This is a genomic window from Mesorhizobium sp. B2-7-3 (assembly GCF_006440715.1).
Classification (GTDB): Bacteria; Pseudomonadota; Alphaproteobacteria; order Rhizobiales; family Rhizobiaceae; genus Mesorhizobium; species Mesorhizobium australicum.
The window spans coordinates 61478-79069 of record NZ_VFTY01000014.1 but is presented as its reverse complement, the minus strand read 5'-3'; the positions used below and the strand labels follow the sequence as shown (position 1 = coordinate 79069).

Below are 17592 nucleotides of genomic sequence, written 5' to 3'. Positions count from 1 at the left end.
TCTCGCTGACCGCGATCACGACCTGGCTGGTGTTCTTGTCCTTTTTGCCTCGACGTTGGCGGAACGCCGTTCAATTGCGACCTCCACCTCCCGCTTCAGCCGATCCTTGATTTCAACCGTCTCGCTCATCAGGGCCTCGATCTTCAGGAAATCGAGGACGCGGTATTTCGACACCGCCGGGCGGACCAGTATGTCGGGCTGGCACTGTTTCAGCTTGTTGGCGATGATCGACTGCATCATCAATTGCGTGGCGCCGAACATCAGGTCGACGGAGGTCGGCTGCTTGCGGTCGGCCTCTTCCGGCGCGCCAACCACGTCGACGCCGATGATGATATCGGCATCCTTCTCGATCAGGTCGAAGGGCACGGGGTTGTAGATGCCGCCGTCGATCAGCAGCCTGCCGTCGCGCGTCACCGGACGGAAGACGGCAGGAATGGCGGCAGAGGCCGCAAGGGCGGAATGCAGGTCGCCATCGTCGAACACGGCGAGCTTGTGGCCGAAATAGTCGGTTGCTGTCACCTTCAGCGGGATTTTCAATCCGGCGAAGGATTCGGGAATAGCCTCGGGCAGAAACGCCTTCAGGATGCGCTCGACATTGAACTGGCTGACGCGGATGCCATTTTGCATGGCCTCCGCGATCGTGCCCGGCCGCGCCCGCCACATGCGGCTCGCCACCTCGGCACGGCGGCCGAGGATCGAGCGGGCATAGTCGTGGATATCCTTGCCGGTCATGCCCGAGGCCATGCCGGCGCCCATGATGGCGCCGATCGACGAGCCGGCTATCGCCACCGGCTTGATGCCGAGCTCGTCCAGCGCCTCGATGACATGGATATGCGCCAGACCGCGCGCGCCGCCACCGCCGAACGCTATGCCGAAAGTGGGGCTCATCCCTTGCCGGCTCCCGCCAGCGGCGGCCCGACCACCATGATGGTCGGCTCGGTCGTCAGCAGCTTCTTCGCCGCCGCCTTGACCTGATCGATCGTCACCGCGTTGATATAGCCGGCCCGGCGCTGCATGTAGTCGATGCCGAGATCGTCAATCTGCAGCTCGACAAGCGTGGCGGCGATAGAACTCGACGAATCCAGATTGCTGATCGCATAGGCGCCGATCAGATATTTCTTGGTCGCCGCCAGTTCGGCTTCGGTCGGGCCATCCTCGGCCAGGCGCTTGGCGACGTCGCGCACGATAGCGAGCGTCTCGGCCGCGCGACCGGAGCGCGTCCCAGTGGTGACGATCAGCGCATTGGCATGGTCCTGGTTGACCAGAGAGGAATTGACGCTGTAGGCGAGCCCGCGCTTTTCGCGCACCTCCTGGAACAGGCGCGAGGTGAAAGTTCCACCGCCGAGGATCTCATTCATCAGCACCGCCGGGAAGAAATCCGTCGCCTTGCGCTTCACGCCCGGCCAGGCGAGCTGCAGCGATGTCTGCGGCAGGTCGTAATTGACCTCGATATGCTGCGCCAGCTTGGGCTCGATATCGGCTACAGGAGCGAGCGCCTGGTCCCGCGGCAAGTCGCCGAACACCATGTCGAGCTTCTTCTTCAGGGTCTCGGGGTCGATGGCCCCAACCACGGCGACATGCAAGCCGCCGCGCGCGAACACCGCCTTGTGCAGGGCCTCGAGATCGGCCTGCGTGACGGCGGCGATGCTCTGCCTGGTGCCCTGGTCGGAACGCGAATAAGGGTGGTCGCCATAGACGGCGCGCGCCCACCGGTTCTGCGCCACCGTGTCGGGATCGTTCTCGTTGGCGATGATGCCGGACAGGACCTGCGCGCGGATGCGGTCGATCGGCGCCTGGTCGAAGCGCGGCTCATTGACCGCCAGACGCAACAGGTCGAAGGCTTCGTCGCGCTGTTCGGCCAGCATGCGCATGGAACCGTAGATGCCATCGCGGGTCTCGTCGAAGCTCATTTCGGCCCCGGCATCATCGAGCTTGATCTGGAAGGCTTCCGAGTCGAGCGGGCCGGCACCCTCGTCGAACAGGCCGGTCATCAGGTTGGCGAGACCTTCCTTCCCCACCGGATCCTGCGTCGAGCCGCCGCCGAAGACGAAGCGGACGGCGACCACCGGCACGGAATAGTCCTCGACCAGCCAAGCCGTGACGCCTTTCGAGGAGGTAACGGACTGGATCTCCATGGCGCGGGCGGCAAGCGCCGGCAGAACCAGGAAGAGCACGGAGAGGAAGAAGGTTGCGAGGGCGTGGAGGGCCTTCCCTTCTCGCGCGAGGGGAGAAGGGGGAGCCTGGCGGGGAGACGTCAACGCGCCGCTAAACTGGTTCGTCATCATCAATTCCCCGCCTGTTGCTGCGGCAAGAGATAGCCGGTCGTCGAGCGGCCCAATACCAGATAGCGCGCGGCAACGGCCTTGACCTCGTCGGTGGTGACCTTGCGGATGCGGTCCGGCCATTGCTGCACGTCCTGGACGTTGCCGCCGGTGGCAAGCGTCGAGCCATAGATGTTGGCCATGGAATCCTGCTTGTCGCGAGCAAAGATCATCGACCTGACATAGCGGTCCTTGGCTTTTTCGAGCTCGTCCGGGGTGACGCCGTCGCTGGCGATGCGCGCCACTTCCGCATCGACCGCGGCTTCGACGTCGGCCAGTTTGGCGTCACCGCGCGGCGCGCCGTAGACGGTGAAATTGGTGTCGTCGAGCATGGTGCCCTGGAAGTACGCACCGGCGCCGGAAGCAATGCCCTGCTTGACGACAAGGGCCTGGTAAAGCCGGCTGCGGTTGCCGCCGCCGAGGATCTCGGCCAGCAGATCGAGCGCTTCGGCCTCGCCGGGCTTCGCAGTTTGATAGGAGGGCACGACCCATTGTGTCGAGAAACTCGGCACGCTGACGCGAGCGTCGGAGAGCGTGACCGTGCGCCTGGTGTTCTGCTCCGGCTCGACCGGACGGACGCGCGGCGGCAGGTCCGGCCCGCGGGCCACCTTGCCATAGGTCTTTTCGGCCAGCGCCTTCACCGTGTCCGGTTCGACATCGCCGGTCACGATCAGCACGACGTTGTTGGGCCGGTAGTATTTGTTGTAGAACGCCACCGCGTCGGTGCGGTTCAGCTGCTCCATCTCCTGCATCCAGCCGATGACCGGGATGCGATAGGGCTGGTTCTGCCATAGCGTGGCATCGACCTCTTCGTCGAGCACGGCCTGCGGATTGTTGTCGATGCGCGAGCGGCGCTCCTCCAGGATGACATCGCGCTCGGTCTTGATGACGTCATCGGTGAGGATGAGGTTGCGCATGCGGTCGGCTTCGAAGCTCATCATCAGCTCGAGCGCCGACGGTGCCACCGTCTCGTGGAAAGCGGTGTAGTCGTAGGAGGTGAAGGCGTTGTTGGAGCCGCCAATGTCGGAGACGGCGCGGTCGAACTCGCCGGCCGCGTGGTGGGCCGTGGCCTTGAACATCAGATGCTCGAAGAAATGGGCGATGCCGGATTTGCCCGGCGGCTCGTCGGCGCTGCCGATCTTGTACCAGACCATGTGGGTGACGATCGGCGCGCGGTGATCGGGAATGACGACCACTTCCATGCCGTTGTCGAGCAGGAAGTCCGTGACCTTGAACTCGGCCGGCACTGTGCTTGGCAATACGGGGCCGTCCGCCAGGACGGGGGCGGTCATGAACAATGCCAGCGACGTCGCCAGCAGCGTGGCCCGAAGCCATTCAGTCCTTGATGTCATCGATGGCTCCGGTTTCATGCAGCGACGATAGGCAAGGCGCTGGCGACAAGCAAAGTGAATTGTTGGTCATGTTGCCGGCAAAGGCGGCGGCAAAGAGGCCACGGCTGAAAGCAGGCCTCTCAGGCAGCTTCGATGAAGCGGATCACGGTCTCGCCATAGTTGCGCTCATCAAGCACGGAAAAGCCCGGGCCTGGCTCGAAGGGAACCACCGCCGTCTCCTCGACCACACAGAGTGCGCCTGGCCGCAGCCAGCCGCCGGCCTGGGCCGACCGCAGGGCTAGCTCGCCAAGGCCCTTGCCATAGGGCGGATCGGCAAAGACCAGGCCGAACGGCGCCAGCGTGCCCGCCTCGCCAAGGCCGGTTGCGTCGCGGCGGAAGATCTTGGTGCGTCCGGTCAGGCCGAAGGCTTCGACATTGTCGCGGATCAGACCACGGCCCTCGGCCGATTCCTCGATGAAGACGCCATAGGATGCCCCGCGCGACAGGGCTTCCAGGCCAAGCGCGCCGGTGCCAGCGAACAGGTCGAGCACGCGCGCGCCGTCCAGTTGCCCGGCAAAGCGATGCGCCAGAACGTTGAAGACGGCCTCGCGGGTGCGATCGGTCGTCGGGCGGATGGCGCTGCTGCGGGGCGTCGCCAGCGGACGCCCGCGAAACTCACCGCCGACGATTCTCATCTTGTCCGGGGGCCCTTGGGGCCGCCGCGCGGCCGCTCGCCGCCACCGGCGCCTCCTGGACGCTCGCCACGCGGCTTGCCGAACGGTTTCGCGCCACCTGGCTTGCCGGCGGGCTTGCCATAAGACGGCTTGAACGAGGCCTTGCGTGCCTTGTTCTCGGCCGCCTTGGCCGCATCGGCCTCCGCCCTGCCCTTGCCGATCGGCCGGGCTCCCGGCGCCATCCAGACATTGGCCTTGCGCTGGCCGGGCGGCTCGATCGGCCGTTGCTCGCGCTCGGGTTTCTTGCCGCCGCCGCGAGGCTTGTCACCGAATCCACCGCGCGGCTTGTCGCCAAAACTTCCACGCGGCTTATCGCCAAAGCCACCGCGCTCCGGTCGCGGACCGCGATCGCCGAAGCTCTTTTCTGGTCTCTCACCCCTGTCGGGGCTCGTCGACAGTTTGCCGAGCGCCTCGTCGCGGCTGCCTTCCCGGCGTTTGCGGTTCTTGATCAGCCCGCCCTCGCCGATCGGCCGGCGCTCGCCATCTCGCGTAAACTTCGGCCGTTCGGGCTCGACCTCACGCACTTCGGTGCGCCGCACCGGCTGGTTGGAAAACGGTTTTGTTATCTCGGCCTCGAAATTGGCGCCGGATTCCTCGACCAGGCGCTCGCCGAGCTGGTCGCGCAGCACCCGGCCCTTGATCTCCAGAACATGGCCCTCGGCGAGGTCCTCGAGCTGGAACGGACCGTAGGAGATGCGGATCAGCCGCGTGACGTCGAGGCCGAGCGCGCCGAGGATGTTCTTGACCTCACGGTTCTTGCCCTCGCGCAGACCGATCGTCAGCCAGGCGTTGGAGCCCTGCTCGCGATCCAAGCTGGCTTCGATGGCGCCGTAGAAGACGCCGTCGACGGCAATGCCCTCGCGCAGGCCGGCGAGCGCGCTTTCCTCGACCTTGCCATGAACGCGCACGCGGTAGCGGCGCAACCAGCCAGTGGCCGGCAGTTCGAGTACGCGCGACAGGCCGCCATCATTGGTCAGCAGCAGCAGGCCTTCGGTGTTGATATCGAGGCGGCCGATGGTCATCAGCCGCGGCAGTTCGGCCGGCAGCACGTCGAAGACGGTCTTGCGGCCTTCCGGATCGCGGTTGGTGGTGACGACGCCGGCCGGCTTGTGGAACAGGAACAGGCGCGTGCGTTCGATCGGCGGGATTTCCATGCCATCGAGATGGATGATGTCATTGGGCATGACGTTGAACGCCGGCGAAGCCAGCACCTTGCCATTGACCTTGACGCGGCCGGCGGCGATCAACTCCTCGGCGTCGCGGCGCGAGGCGAGCCCGGCGCGTGCCAGCCGCTTGGCGATGCGCTCGCCGGCTTCTTCCGTTGCTTCGGCAGGCCGCGAGCGCGGCTTGAAGCCGCCGCCAGACGCGCCTTGCGGCCGATCACCGAAATCACGCTTGGGTCTGTCGCCGCCAAAGTCACGCTTTGGACGGTCAGCGAAATCCCGCTTCGGACGATCTCCGAAATCACGCTTGGGACGGTCGAAGCGCTTTTCACCGCTCTCCGCCGATGCAGAAACCGGACGGTCGCCACGCGGCGCGTAGGGCTTGCGTGGTCCCTCGCGCTTCTCATAGGGCTTGCGTTCGCCTTCGGCTGCCATCGGGCGGTCGCCGCGCGGCGCGTAGGGCTTGCGTGGTCCCTCACGCTTTTCATAAGGCTTGCGCTCGCCTTCGGCCGCCATCGGGCGGTCGCCACGCGGCGCATAGGGCTTGCGCGGGCCTTCGCGCTTTTCATAAGGCTTGCCTTCGGGGCGCGGTCCCTTGCTGAATGGCCTGTCGCCGCCCTTGAAGTCCCGCTTCGGCCGGTCGCCGTCGGCGGCCATCGGCCGATCGCCACGTGGCGCATAAGGTTTTTTCGCAGCAAAGGACGGCTTCCCGCCCTTGCCGGCATCGCGGCCACGTGCACCTGCCGATTTCGGGCCACTCCTGCCCGGGCCGGCTTTGCGCGGAGATTTCTTGTCGTTGTCGTCCATGTGGCCTTTGTCCGTTTGCGCTGCTACAGCGTGGCGCATCCGTTCGGCGCGCAACGAACGCTGTAGCACTTTTGATTTGGCGCATGATCATTTCCGAAAATCGAGTCCGATTTTTCGGGTTGATGCGCTCCATAACAGGATCACCGCCGGGTGGCGAGGATATAATGGGAAGACAAACCCCTTGAAGAGGCCGGATTTCATGGCCCTGGCGCTAAAAGAGGCCGAAGCGGCAGCCTTGCGTGGCGAAGTGCCGGTCGGCGCGGTCATCGCCAATGGCGGCGCGGTTATTGCCAGTGCAGGCAACCGCACGCGCGAGCTTGCGGACCCGACGGCCCATGCCGAGATGCTGGTGATCCGTGAAGCCTGCGGCAAACTCTCGAGCGAGCGGCTCACCGGCCACGATCTCTATGTCACGCTGGAGCCCTGCGCCATGTGCGCCGGGGCAATCTCCTTCGCCAGGCTGCGCCGTCTCTATTTTGGCGCGGCCGACGAAAAGGGCGGCGCCGTCGTCAACGGCGTGCGCTTCTTCGCCTCTCCGACCTGCCACCACACGCCCGACATCTATCCGGGCATGGCCGAGACCGAAGCAGGCCTGCTGCTGAAGGATTTTTTCAGGGGACGTCGAGACTGAGCCAAGGCCGCCGCAAGACCTGCGCGACTTGTTCTTACTGCAACCAGTCGAACCAGCCGCCCTTCTTGCCCTCGGCCTTTGCCTTGAGAGCGCGTTCTTTCTTGTACTCGTCTTCGCCGAGTTCGTTCTGCGGCGCGGCATCGGAGGCGACACGGTAGGCCAATGGCGGCTCGCTGAGGTATTTACGCGTGTTCGGATCGCCCTGCTTGCTCTCGGCAAGGCGGCGCTGGATCTCGGCGGCGCGGCCCTTGTCGGAATCGGCGGGTTTCCACGCCGGCGGGTGGCTGGATCCTGATTCCTCCATCGCCCTTTTCACCGAAGCCGGATCCGTCTGCACGTCATCGACGATCTCCGACTGGTAGGCCGGATCATTCTGGTGTGCGGTGGCGTCGGCGCGCAGGCGCGCGCGGCGCTGCTCGGGCGATTCGGGCCAACCGGCGTTTGCCGTCTGAATGCTTTCCTGCGGGGCAGGCAGCGCTTCCTTCTGGCCAGGTGCCGGCTTCACCAGGGTGGGACGTGGCTTGTAGTCGATCGGGTCCTTGCGCTTCGGCGCGAAGGAAACGGCGCCTGTAAGATCGCCGGCCAGTTGCTCGGCGGCGGTCTTGTCGGTGCCGTAGGTCGGAGAGCCCATGCAGCCGGACAAAGCGAGGCCCGATGCGACAAGCGGCGCCAGCAGCGCAAGGCGCGCGTTATATCTTTCGGTCATGCCAAAAAGTCCCACTCTAGACAACCTCTCGATCGCACCGGCCTTGTGTCCGGTCCCCATCGTGCAAGCACTTGCGACGGAAATCCGGCGACAATTTGTCTTCCGGAGTTTCGCGTGTTTACCTCAACCACTCGTTAAGGGCAACGCACGGGCGGGTTTGCACCCGCGCGGCGTGGCATTTGTGCACTTCTTTGGGCGACAGGCACTAGAGCCTTCCCAACGCTCTCAGTTCGTGCAGCACCGCGGCATCCCGTGCCGAAACATCCGGGAACTCGGGATCCTGCCCGACATCGGCGGTGTAGCGCCAGGAACGCGCGCATTTGACCAGGCCGCGATCCTGCGCTTTCTCGACGACCACGGCAACGCCCTTGACATCGTCGAGGGCGAAGGCGGTTTGCGGCGCCTCGCCATGGGCAATGACGAGATCGCTGGTGATGGCCATTTCAGCCATGTCGACGTCCGATATCGCCGCCTCGAGCGCCGCATCGTTGATCGTGACCACGGGGACAGCCTCCAGCGAGGAGCCGATCACCTTCTGGGCACGCGCAATCTCGAGCGCGCCGGTGACGACGCGGCGCACCTGCCTAACCTTGCGCCATTTCTCCGCCAGCGCCTCGTTCCTCCAACCCGCCGGGATTTGCGGGAACTGGTCGAGATGCACCGACATCGCATCGGGATGACGCTCGAGCCACGCCTCCTCCATGGTGAAGGGCAGCATCGGCGCCAGCCATTTCACCAGGCAATCGAAGAGATGGCGCACCACCTGGACCGAGGCCTTGCGCTTCACGCTCGACGGGCCGTCGCAGTAGAGCGCGTCCTTGCGGATATCGAAATAGAAGGCCGACAGCTCGACCACCATGAAATCGAGCAGTGCGCGCGTGATGCGCTTGAACTCGAAGGCGTCGTAGCCCTGGCGTACCACCTCGTCGAGTTCGGCCAGCCGGTGCAGCATCAGCCGCTCAAGCTCCGGCATCGTCTCCAGGGGAACGACCTCACCATCGTCATGGGCGAGCGTGCCCAGCATCCAGCGTATGGTGTTGCGCAGCTTGCGATAGGCGTCGATGTTGGTCTGCAGCACGTTCTTGCCGAGGCGCTGGTCTTCCCAATAGTCGGTCGTCACCACCCAGAGCCGCAGGATATCGGCGCCGGACTGCTTGATCACATCCTGCGGCACGACCGTGTTGCCGAGCGATTTCGACATCTTGCGCCCATCCTCGTCCATGGTGAAGCCATGGGTGACGACGGTGTCGTAAGGCGCCCTGCCCCTGGTGCCGCAACTTTCGAGCAGCGAGGAGTGGAACCAGCCGCGATGCTGGTCGGAGCCTTCGAGATAGACGTCGGCCGGCCACTTCAGGTCGGGCCGGTCTTCCAAGGTGAAGACATGTGTCGAGCCCGAATCGAACCAGACGTCGAGAATGTCCATCACCTGCTTCCATTTGGAGGCATCGTGATTGCCGAGGAAGCGCTCCTTGGCGCCGGGCGCGAACCAGGCGTCGGCGCCTTCCGCCTCGAAGGCGTCCATGATGCGGCGGTTGACGGCCTCATCCTTCAGCACATTGCCATCCTCGTCGGCGAAGACGGCGATCGGCACGCCCCAGGCGCGCTGGCGCGACAGCACCCAGTCCGGGCGCTCCTCGATCATGGCGCGAATGCGGTTCTGGCCGGCGGCCGGGACAAAGCGCGTCTCGTCGATGGCCTTCAGCGCGCGGCCCCGCAGCGTGGTGCCGTCGCCGAGGTCCTTGTCCATGTAGACGAACCATTGCGGCGTGTTGCGGAAGATGACCGGCTTCTTCGAACGCCATGAATGCGGGTAGCTGTGTTTCAGCCGGCCGCGCGCGAACAGCGCATTGCGCTTGATCAGCTCATCGATGACCGCCTGGTTGGCGTTGCCCTTCTTGCCATTGTCGTCGATCACGCGCGCGGCTCCGCCTTCGCGGTCAGGGCCGAGGCCCGGCGCGTCCTTGGTGAAGAAGCCGGCATCGTCGACGGTGAACGGGATTTCGGTGTCGATGCCACGTTGGCGCAGCGCGGGCGCGGCGTCCATCCAGGCATCAAAGTCCTCCCGGCCATGGCCGGGAGCGGTGTGCACGAAGCCGGTGCCGGCATCGTCGGTGACATGGTCGCCGGCAATCATCGCAACCGGGAATTCATAGCCGCCACCGAGGCCCTTGAAGGGATGCGAAAGCACAAGATTTCCAAGCTGTTCGGCGCTGATGCCGTGAAGACGCTTCAAGGTGACCTTGGCCTTGGCCTGGCTTTCCTCTGCCAGCGCATCGGCAAAGATCAGCTTCTCGCCTGGCTGCGGGCCAAACGCATTCTCGGCCGCCGTCACCTCGTAGAGGCCGTAGGCGACACGCGGCGAATAGCTGACGGCGCGATTGCCCGGGATGGTCCACGGCGTCGTCGTCCAGATGACGACATGAGCATCCAGCAGGTCAAGCGACCGACCGCTCAGGTCCGGATCGAGCTCCGCCGGCTGCCCGTCCACCACACTGGCGACGACGAGATTGGCCACCGGAAACTTCGCCCAGATCGTGTCTGACTCGTAGTCCTGGTACTCGATCTCGGCCTCGGCGAGCGCAGTCCGCTCGACGACGCTCCACATCACCGGCTTGGAACCACGGTAGAGCTGGCCGGACATGGCGAACTTCAACAATTCACCGGCGATGCGCGACTCGGCGTGGAAGGCCATGGTCGTATAAGGGTTCTTGAAGTCGCCGATGACACCGAGACGCTGGAACTCTCCACCCTGCACCGAGATCCAGTGCGCGGCGAATTCACGGCATTCCTGGCGGAATTCGTTGACCGGCACCTCGTCCTTGTTCTTGCCCTTGGCGCGGTATTGTTCCTCGATCTTCCATTCGATCGGCAGGCCGTGACAGTCCCAGCCGGGCACATAGTTCGAGTCGTAGCCGCGCATCTGGAATGAGCGGGTGATGACGTCCTTGAGGATCTTGTTCAGCGCGTGGCCGATATGGATGTTGCCGTTGGCGTAGGGCGGACCGTCATGCAGCACGTATTTTGTGCGCCCCGCCGCGCTCTCGCGCAGCTTGCGGTAGAGGTCCATGTCCTGCCAGCGCTTGACCAGCACCGGCTCCTTCTCGGGCAGGCCGGCGCGCATCGGAAACTCCGTCTGCGGCAGATAAAGGGTCTTCGAATAGTCGATCGTCGATTGGGTTTCGTCGGTCATTGGTCTGCCATGTGCATGCCGGGCCACGTGGCTTGCGGCGTGAAACTCTATTTTACACGCATGCCGTTCCCAAAAACGGGGCCCACTCGGGGCGACATGCTTTGATGATCTGGAAAAGCGCGAGAGGCCGCGCGCAATATTCCCGGCGGCTCCTACAGCCTTCAGGCTGCTGGGAACACCGGGCTGGTAATTCGAATCGTCGGCGCGTGAAGGCGCAAAAAGCTCGTCATTGCTGGGCTTTTAGCGGAGAAGAGCGCAGGAATAAAGCGTCTCGTTCGATTCGCTTACATCTTGAAGTCGAAGCGGTAGGTGGTCGACACGCCGACCATGAACTGGTTGCGGTCGCCACGCTCCCTGACCAGGCTGGAATCGGCGGCCGGACCCTCCAGGCGCGAATATTCGCCAAACAGGCTGGCAGTCATCGGATCGGTCACCTTCCAGGTCACCGCGCTACCGAGGCCGACGGATTTCAGGCCGCCGCCGGGATTGTACTGGCTCAGGCCCGAGGCCACGGCTTCCTGCGCGTTGACACCGTAATAGGCATCGAAATAGTTCGCCGAGGCGAACGACACGCGCGGGCCACCCGAGATCCTGACGGTTGGCGTCAGGTCGTAGAAAGCATCAGCGGCGATGTCGGCGACAAAGCCGTTATGGGCTCGGATGCCATGCCGCAATTCCGCGCGCGCGCGCATCCAGTCCGTCGGATAGAATTCGAAGAAGCCGCCGACCTCGCCGCCCCAGCGGACCGGGTCGAGCCCCCTGAGCTCGTCGGCATCGCCGTCGTCGCGCGAGAACAGGAACTTGCCGGTCAGGCCTGCACGGACGCCGCCGTCGTCGACAAGCGCCAGCGAAATATTGTCGTTGCGTGAGGTGAAGCGAGCCGCAGGGCCGGCCTTGCCCAGCGAAATGATGGGCTGGGCGCTCAGCATGTATTTCTTGCCGCCTTCGAAATTGGGCGCCACCAGGCCGGTCGCGCCGACCGTCAGATACCAGTCGCCGGACAGCCAGCCGAAAGCGCCATCACCGGCTTCGGCCGCGCCTGACATGGCGAGCACGACAGTAGCCACGGCTACAGAAATCTTCCCGACCTGACTCATGGTCACTCCACTAACACGATACAACTGCCCTGCGGCGACAGCTTTGACGAGGCTTTGGTAAAATTTGATTTAAGGGCGAGACATCCAGCGCGCATTGCCTGCACCATCGCGCCCGCCATCGGCTGGACGCGGGTCGGCGCCGAGGGTAACCTCCCTGCATGCTGGCGGTCCTCTATGGAGGTGGCGACATGACCTTGCACGGCGATACTCTGAAGAACGCGATCGGCCAGACGCGTGACAAATGGGGATGGTTCGTCGGTCTGGGCGTGGTGCTGCTGATCCTCGGCGGTGTAGCCTTCGGCAATCTGTTCATCGCCACGGTGGCTTCCGTCTACGTTGTCGGATGGCTGATGCTGGTGGCCGGCATCATCGAGATCATGCATGCTTTCGGGGTCAAGACCTGGGGCCGCTTCTTCTACTGGCTGCTCAGCGGACTGCTTTATGCGGTCGCAGGGTTCTTCGCTTTCGACAATCCGCTGCTCGCCTCGGCGGTGCTGACCTTCCTGCTGGCCATCGCGCTCGTAGCTTCCGGCGCGCTGCGGGCCTGGGTCGGCTACAGCCACCGTCCGGAGCGCGGCTGGGGCTGGATTGTCGCGGCGGGCGTCATCAGCGTGCTCGCGGGCCTGATCATCGCCATGGGCTGGCCGGTCAACAGCCTGTGGGTGCTCGGACTGTTCCTGGCGATCGACCTGATCTTCCAGGGCTGGACCTTCATCGCCGTCGGTCTTGCGTTGAAGAAATAGGAACTCGTTTCCCCTTTCGGGATCATGCTTCAGAACGCCACCGCGGCGTCCAGGCCGGAGAGTGGCTTGACGCCGCCAAGCAGCGCGCGGGCCTCGACTTCATCGCGCTTCATCTGCACGACCAGTGCGTCGAGCCCGTCGAACTTGATCTCGCTGCGCAGGAAGCCGAAGAACGACACCTCGCAAGTCTCGCCATAGAGATCGCCGGAAAAGTCGAAGACGAAGGTTTCCAGGAGCGGCGCGCCATTGTCGTCGACCGTCGGGCGGCGGCCAAAGCTGGCGACGCCGTCGTGCAGCGTACCGTCCGCGCGACGGAAGCGGACGGCGTAGATCCCTTCCTTGAGCGTGGCTTCCGCCGGAAGCCTCATATTGGCTGTGGGAAAGCCGAGCGTTCGCCCGAGCTGCTGGCCGCCGACAACCTCGCTTTCCACCGTAAAGCGATAGCCAAGCAGACCGGCGGCCTCGGCCACCTCGCCCTTGCAAAGCAAGGCACGGATGCGGCTCGACGAAACCACCTCGGCGCCTTCGTCGCGAAAGGCGTCGACGAGGGTAACACCGAAGCCGTGGCGCTCGCCGGCAGCCATCAGATAAGCCGGCCCGCCCTGGCGGTCCTTGCCGAAATGGAAATCGAAACCGGTCACGGCATGGGTAATGCCCAGCGCCCTCTCCAGCACATCGGTGACGAAGGCTTCCGCCGACAGCGAGGCGAAGTCGCGCGTGAAGGGCTGCTCGACGAGCGCGGCAAAGCCCAGCAGCGACAGGAGGTGCGCCTTCATCGGCGGCGGCGTCAGCACGAAAAGCGGCAGATCAGGCCTGAAAACCGTTCGCGGGTGCGGTTCAAAGGTCAGCACCAGGGCCGGTACGCCACGCCGCACGGCCTCCGCCAATGCCCGTTCGAGCACGGATTGATGGCCGCGGTGGACGCCATCGAAATTGCCGATCGCGACCACGCCCCCTCGCAGATCGGCGGGCAGCGGCGCGGTTGTCGTAAGATGCTGGAACGCGACCATTGCCACCTACTGCAGTCTTGCGATCACGGCCACCGGACGATAGCCGTGCCGCTCCAGGAAGAGCCCGAGCTTTGCCGGATCCGGCCGGAATGGATCGCCATAGTCGCGGGCATGAATGCCGCCAGAGACATAGAGGACGTCGAAACCATTGTCGGCAGCGCCCTTGACGTCGGTCATCATGCCGTCGCCGATTGCCAGTATTCGCGAACGCTCAACCGACCGGCCGAGGATCTCGGCCACCTCCTTCATCGCGACCTCGTAAATCGGCGCGTAGGGTTTTCCGGCGATCAGCGTGCGACCGCCGAGCTGCGCGTAGTCGCGCGCGAGCGCGCCGGCGCACCAGATGATCCGTTCGCCTCGTTCCACTATGATATCGGGATTGGCGCAGATGAACGGCAGGTTCCTGGCGCGCAACCGGCGCAGCAGTTCCGTATAGTCGTCGGGTTTTTCGACCTCGTCGTCGAACAGCCCGGTGCACACGACGCCAGTGGCCTCGAACTCCTCGACGAGTTCTACATCGAGGCCGTCATAAAGGGTCAGATCGCGGTCGGCGCCGATGTGGAAGACCTTGCGCGGGCCCTCCGCGATCAGATCACGGGTCACGTCGCCCGAGGTCACCACACGGTCATAGGCTGATGGCGGGACGCCGATCACGCTCATCTGCGCCACGACATCGGCGCGGCGGCGCGGCGAATTGGTGATCAGAACGACAGGAGTGCCGTCCGCCCTTGCCGCTGCCAGCGCAGCCGCGGCAGCCGGAAAATGCCATTCGCCATTGTGCACCACCCCCCAGACATCGCAAAGAATTGCCGAATAGGCTTTCGAGACGTCTTCGAGCGAGCCGACGATTTCAGGCGAATCCGCCATGCCGTTTCCTTCAGTATGATCGTTGCGGTTACAGCGGCCGACGGTTCCCCGCGGCCGGTTCGAATTATCCGAACCGGCCCATGCTGTCACCAGCTTTCGCCTTGACCGGCGCGAATTGCGGCGCAAGCCGCGGCCTTGATTGGTTAGCGGTTGGTGAAGCGCCGACCAAGCAATAGAGCGGTTTCCCAAACCCGTCCTTCAGCGTTTTGTGGAAAGCTGGCGCCGGCCGAGAATCCGTCGGCGGGGGCTGCTGCAAGCATGTTTGAAATCTGGCGTCAGTTCCGCCGCGACAGGCGCGGCAACTATGCTCTCATGACGGCTGTGGCGATGGTGCCGCTGATGGGCGGCCTGGCGATCGCCGTCGATTTCACGGAAATGAACCGTGAAAAGCAGATGGTGATGAACGCGCTCGACGCCGCCAACTTCGCCACGGCCCGCCGGCTGACGGAAGGCGCCACCGACGATCAGCTGAGAGCCTACGCGTTCGACTTTTTCAACGCCAATTTGAACAGCATCGATCCCGCCAAGGCGACGCTCAATCTCACATTGCCCAGCAGCACCGCTGGCGGCGGAACAATGAAGATTTGCAGCACCTTGACCTACGATCCTTATTTCCTGCCGACGGCGAAGATACTGCTCGGCGGCACCGGCGAAACCGATATCGGTTTCACTGCATGCTCGGAAGTACGGCTGAAAAATACGCTGGAGGTTGCCCTGGTGCTCGACAATTCCGGATCGATGGTCACGCCCGGCACCGGCTCAGGACAAAAGCGCATCGATCTGCTCAAAACAGCGGCCAAGCAACTGGTCGACACGCTTGCCCAGCAGGCCGCGATGATCAAGCAGGTCGACAGGCCGGTGCAATTCGGCCTCGTGCCCTTTGCCGCCTCCGTCAATGTCGGCCCCGGCAACGGCAACGCCTCGTGGATGGACACCGAGGGTCTGTCGCCGGTATCGAACGAGAATTTCGACTGGTCGACGCTGAACGGCGCCAACAAATACGCCCAGCAGACCAACGGCATCTGGTACAAGCGCGGCACCGGCTGGGGAACCGAGGAAGGCCAGATGCTGACCCGGTTTTCGCTTTATCGCGACATGAAGGTCGTCACCAACCACGAGCGTATCGTCAATAGCAAGCGCGTGGTCTGCGACGCATACAATTCGAACAACACCTGCAAAAGCAGCCACAACGAATATGACTATGTCGATTCCTACGGTCCGTTCGCCAGTTGGCAAGGCTGCGTCGAGGCACGGCCCTACCCTTACAATATCAACGACGCCACGCCGTCCGGTGGCTCGGCCAACACCGGCATCGGCGTCGGCGATCCGGCAACGATGTTCGTGCCGATGTTCGCGCCCGACGAACCCGGCAATCACTGGAAACTCACCCAGGACCCCGACGAGGCCGCACCGGTAACTTATGGTGCCATCAACAGCTGGTGGAACGACGATCCATCAAGCAGCAGCGGCCAATCGCGGCTGCGCAACATGGCCAAATATTTCCAGCCGCGGCCGATCGATGCGCCGGCACTGCCTGCCGGCAACGGGCCGAATTACAGCTGCACCACCAACCCGATCACGCCGCTGACCGATGTCAGCGTCGCCGACGGGCTCACCTCGATCAAGGCGGCGATCGACCTGATGCAGCCGAATGGCGGCACCAATGTTCCCGAGGGCATGGCCTGGGGCTGGCGGGTGGTCTCGAGCGGAGAGCCGTTCACGCAAGGGCGCCCGGAAGCCGAAAGAGGCAACGACAAGGTGGTGATCGTGCTGACCGACGGCGCCAACACCTATTATACGCCATCCTCGCTGGGCTATTCCGACCCCGCCAATTCGAAATCGACCTACGCCTCCTTCGGCTACCTCAACCCCGGCTACAACGGCACCTCGGTCGGACGCCTGTTCATGGGCACATCGAGCGCCATCGGGCAGTTCGACTATTCGAACGGCAACTACACCAACGCCCTCAACGAGCAGATGGCCACGCTCTGCAACAACGCCAAGGCAGCCAACATCATGGTGATGACGGTGGCGCTCGACCTATCGACGACCAAGGCCAGCGACAAGCTGGCGATCGATGCGCTGAAATCCTGCTCGTCGAATTCACGCTTCCGCAAGGATGCGACGGATCCGAGCAAACCGGCGAAGCTGTTCTGGAATGCGACCGGCGCCAGCCTGGCAAACGATTTCAAGGAAATCGGCAACGAGCTGTCGAACCTGCGCGTCGTCGGCTAACCCGAGTTCGTTCCCTGGCGCAACGCCCGGCGCCGTCAAGCCCTTGCGGGCGCCTGCGGTGACAGGCACAGATTGGCCGCTCGCATGGTCTCTCATCCATCGCGGCAGGCTGGGGAACGAACAATGCCCGATACCGCCAACCATCTCGCCTTCGCGCTGGTCTGCCTCGGCATGGTGCTGACGCCGGGTCCGAACATGATCTATCTGATCTCGCGCTCACTGTCGCAAGGGCCGAAGGCCGGATTGATCTCGCTTGGCGGCGTTGCGGTCGGATTCCTGTTCTACGTGCTGTCGGCCGCGTTCGGCATCACGGCGCTGCTGATCGCGGTGCCCTATGCCTATGACGTGCTGCGCTTTGCCGGCGTACTCTACCTCTTGTGGCTGGCCTGGCAGGCCGTGAAACCGGGCGGACGCTCGCCATTCCAGGTGCGCGACCTGCCGAAGGACCGGCCGCGCAAGCTGTTCGCCATGGGATTGATGACCAATCTGCTCAATCCCAAGGTGGCCGTTCTCTATCTGTCGCTGCTGCCGCAGTTCATCAGCCCCGGCAAGGGCCATGTCCTGTCGCAGCTTCTGGTGCTGGGCGCGACGCAGATATCGATCAGCCTCAGCGTCAACGCCGTCATCGCGCTGACGGCCGGCTCGATCGCCACCTTCCTCGCCGGACGCCCGCTGTGGCTGGTCATCCAGCGCTGGATGATGGGAACCGTGCTGACGGCGCTGGCGCTGAAGATGGCGACCGACGCGCAGCGCTGAA

The 17592-nt window shown here is 64.1% G+C and carries 14 protein-coding genes; 4 read left to right on the top strand and 10 right to left on the bottom strand.

Going from position 1 to position 17592, the window contains the following annotated elements:
• Positions 1 to 15: 15 nt before the first annotated feature.
• The 5 genes from FJW04_RS26455 to FJW04_RS26435 form a co-directional block, all read right to left on the bottom strand.
• Positions 16 to 888 carry a patatin-like phospholipase family protein gene (locus tag FJW04_RS26455; protein WP_140717647.1) on the bottom strand — a complete coding sequence of 291 codons (873 nt, stop codon included), beginning with the start codon at positions 886 to 888 and terminating at the stop codon, positions 16 to 18.
• Entirely contained in the window at positions 885 to 2282 is a 1398-nt protein-coding gene (locus tag FJW04_RS26450; RefSeq protein ID WP_181173062.1) for a pitrilysin family protein, read from the bottom strand. The genes FJW04_RS26455 and FJW04_RS26450 overlap by 4 nt, the downstream gene beginning before the upstream one ends.
• A gap of 2 nt (positions 2283 to 2284) precedes the next feature.
• Positions 2285 to 3673, bottom strand: coding sequence for a pitrilysin family protein (locus FJW04_RS26445; protein WP_140717643.1), 1389 nt, complete (start codon positions 3671 to 3673; stop codon positions 2285 to 2287).
• A 119-nt stretch (positions 3674 to 3792) separates the two neighbouring features.
• Positions 3793 to 4347, bottom strand: coding sequence for a 16S rRNA (guanine(966)-N(2))-methyltransferase RsmD (gene rsmD / locus FJW04_RS26440; protein WP_015318357.1), 555 nt, complete (start codon positions 4345 to 4347; stop codon positions 3793 to 3795).
• Positions 4344 to 6356 (bottom strand): pseudouridine synthase, encoded by a 2013-nt coding sequence (locus FJW04_RS26435; RefSeq protein WP_140717641.1) that lies wholly within the window; start codon positions 6354 to 6356, stop codon positions 4344 to 4346. Before FJW04_RS26435 ends, rsmD begins: the two co-directional genes overlap by 4 nt.
• A 181-nt stretch (positions 6357 to 6537) precedes the next feature.
• Between FJW04_RS26435 and FJW04_RS26430 the strand changes: the two genes are divergently transcribed.
• A complete protein-coding gene (locus FJW04_RS26430; protein WP_041163474.1) occupies positions 6538 to 6987 on the top strand; it encodes a nucleoside deaminase in 450 nt (149 codons plus the stop codon).
• Between the two features lie 34 nt (positions 6988 to 7021).
• Here the strand turns inward: FJW04_RS26430 and FJW04_RS26425 are convergent, their stop codons facing one another.
• From FJW04_RS26425 to FJW04_RS26415, 3 genes are all read right to left on the bottom strand, one after another.
• A complete protein-coding gene (locus FJW04_RS26425; RefSeq protein ID WP_015318360.1) occupies positions 7022 to 7693 on the bottom strand; it encodes a hypothetical protein in 672 nt (223 codons plus the stop codon).
• Positions 7694 to 7898: 205 nt separating this feature from the next.
• Positions 7899 to 10883 carry an isoleucine--tRNA ligase gene (ileS, locus tag FJW04_RS26420; protein WP_140717639.1) on the bottom strand — a complete coding sequence of 995 codons (2985 nt, stop codon included), beginning with the start codon at positions 10881 to 10883 and terminating at the stop codon, positions 7899 to 7901.
• Between the two features lie 284 nt (positions 10884 to 11167).
• The gene (locus tag FJW04_RS26415; protein ID WP_140717637.1) at positions 11168 to 11980 is read right to left on the bottom strand and encodes a MipA/OmpV family protein; all 813 of its coding nucleotides are present in this window, start codon (positions 11978 to 11980) and stop codon (positions 11168 to 11170) included.
• Positions 11981 to 12168: 188 nt separating this feature from the next.
• Here FJW04_RS26415 and FJW04_RS26410 point away from each other — a divergent pair, with 188 nt between their 5' ends.
• Positions 12169 to 12723 (top strand): HdeD family acid-resistance protein, encoded by a 555-nt coding sequence (locus FJW04_RS26410; RefSeq protein WP_140717635.1) that lies wholly within the window; start codon positions 12169 to 12171, stop codon positions 12721 to 12723.
• Positions 12724 to 12752: 29 nt separating this feature from the next.
• On the opposite strand, the gene FJW04_RS26405 is transcribed toward FJW04_RS26410, so the two are convergent.
• Positions 12753 to 13733: a bifunctional riboflavin kinase/FAD synthetase gene (locus FJW04_RS26405; protein WP_015318364.1), complete on the bottom strand. Its 981-nt coding sequence runs from the start codon at positions 13731 to 13733 to the stop codon at positions 12753 to 12755.
• 6 nt (positions 13734 to 13739) lie between these two features.
• Complete coding sequence (locus FJW04_RS26400; protein WP_140717633.1) at positions 13740 to 14600, bottom strand: TIGR01459 family HAD-type hydrolase; 861 nt, start codon at positions 14598 to 14600, stop codon at positions 13740 to 13742.
• A 258-nt stretch (positions 14601 to 14858) separates the two neighbouring features.
• Here FJW04_RS26400 and FJW04_RS26395 point away from each other — a divergent pair, with 258 nt between their 5' ends.
• Positions 14859 to 16835: a TadE/TadG family type IV pilus assembly protein gene (locus FJW04_RS26395; RefSeq protein WP_181173061.1), complete on the top strand. Its 1977-nt coding sequence runs from the start codon at positions 14859 to 14861 to the stop codon at positions 16833 to 16835.
• A gap of 123 nt (positions 16836 to 16958) precedes the next feature.
• Positions 16959 to 17591: a LysE family translocator gene (locus FJW04_RS26390; RefSeq protein ID WP_015318367.1), complete on the top strand. Its 633-nt coding sequence runs from the start codon at positions 16959 to 16961 to the stop codon at positions 17589 to 17591.
• The last annotated feature ends 1 nt before the right edge of the window (position 17592 follow it).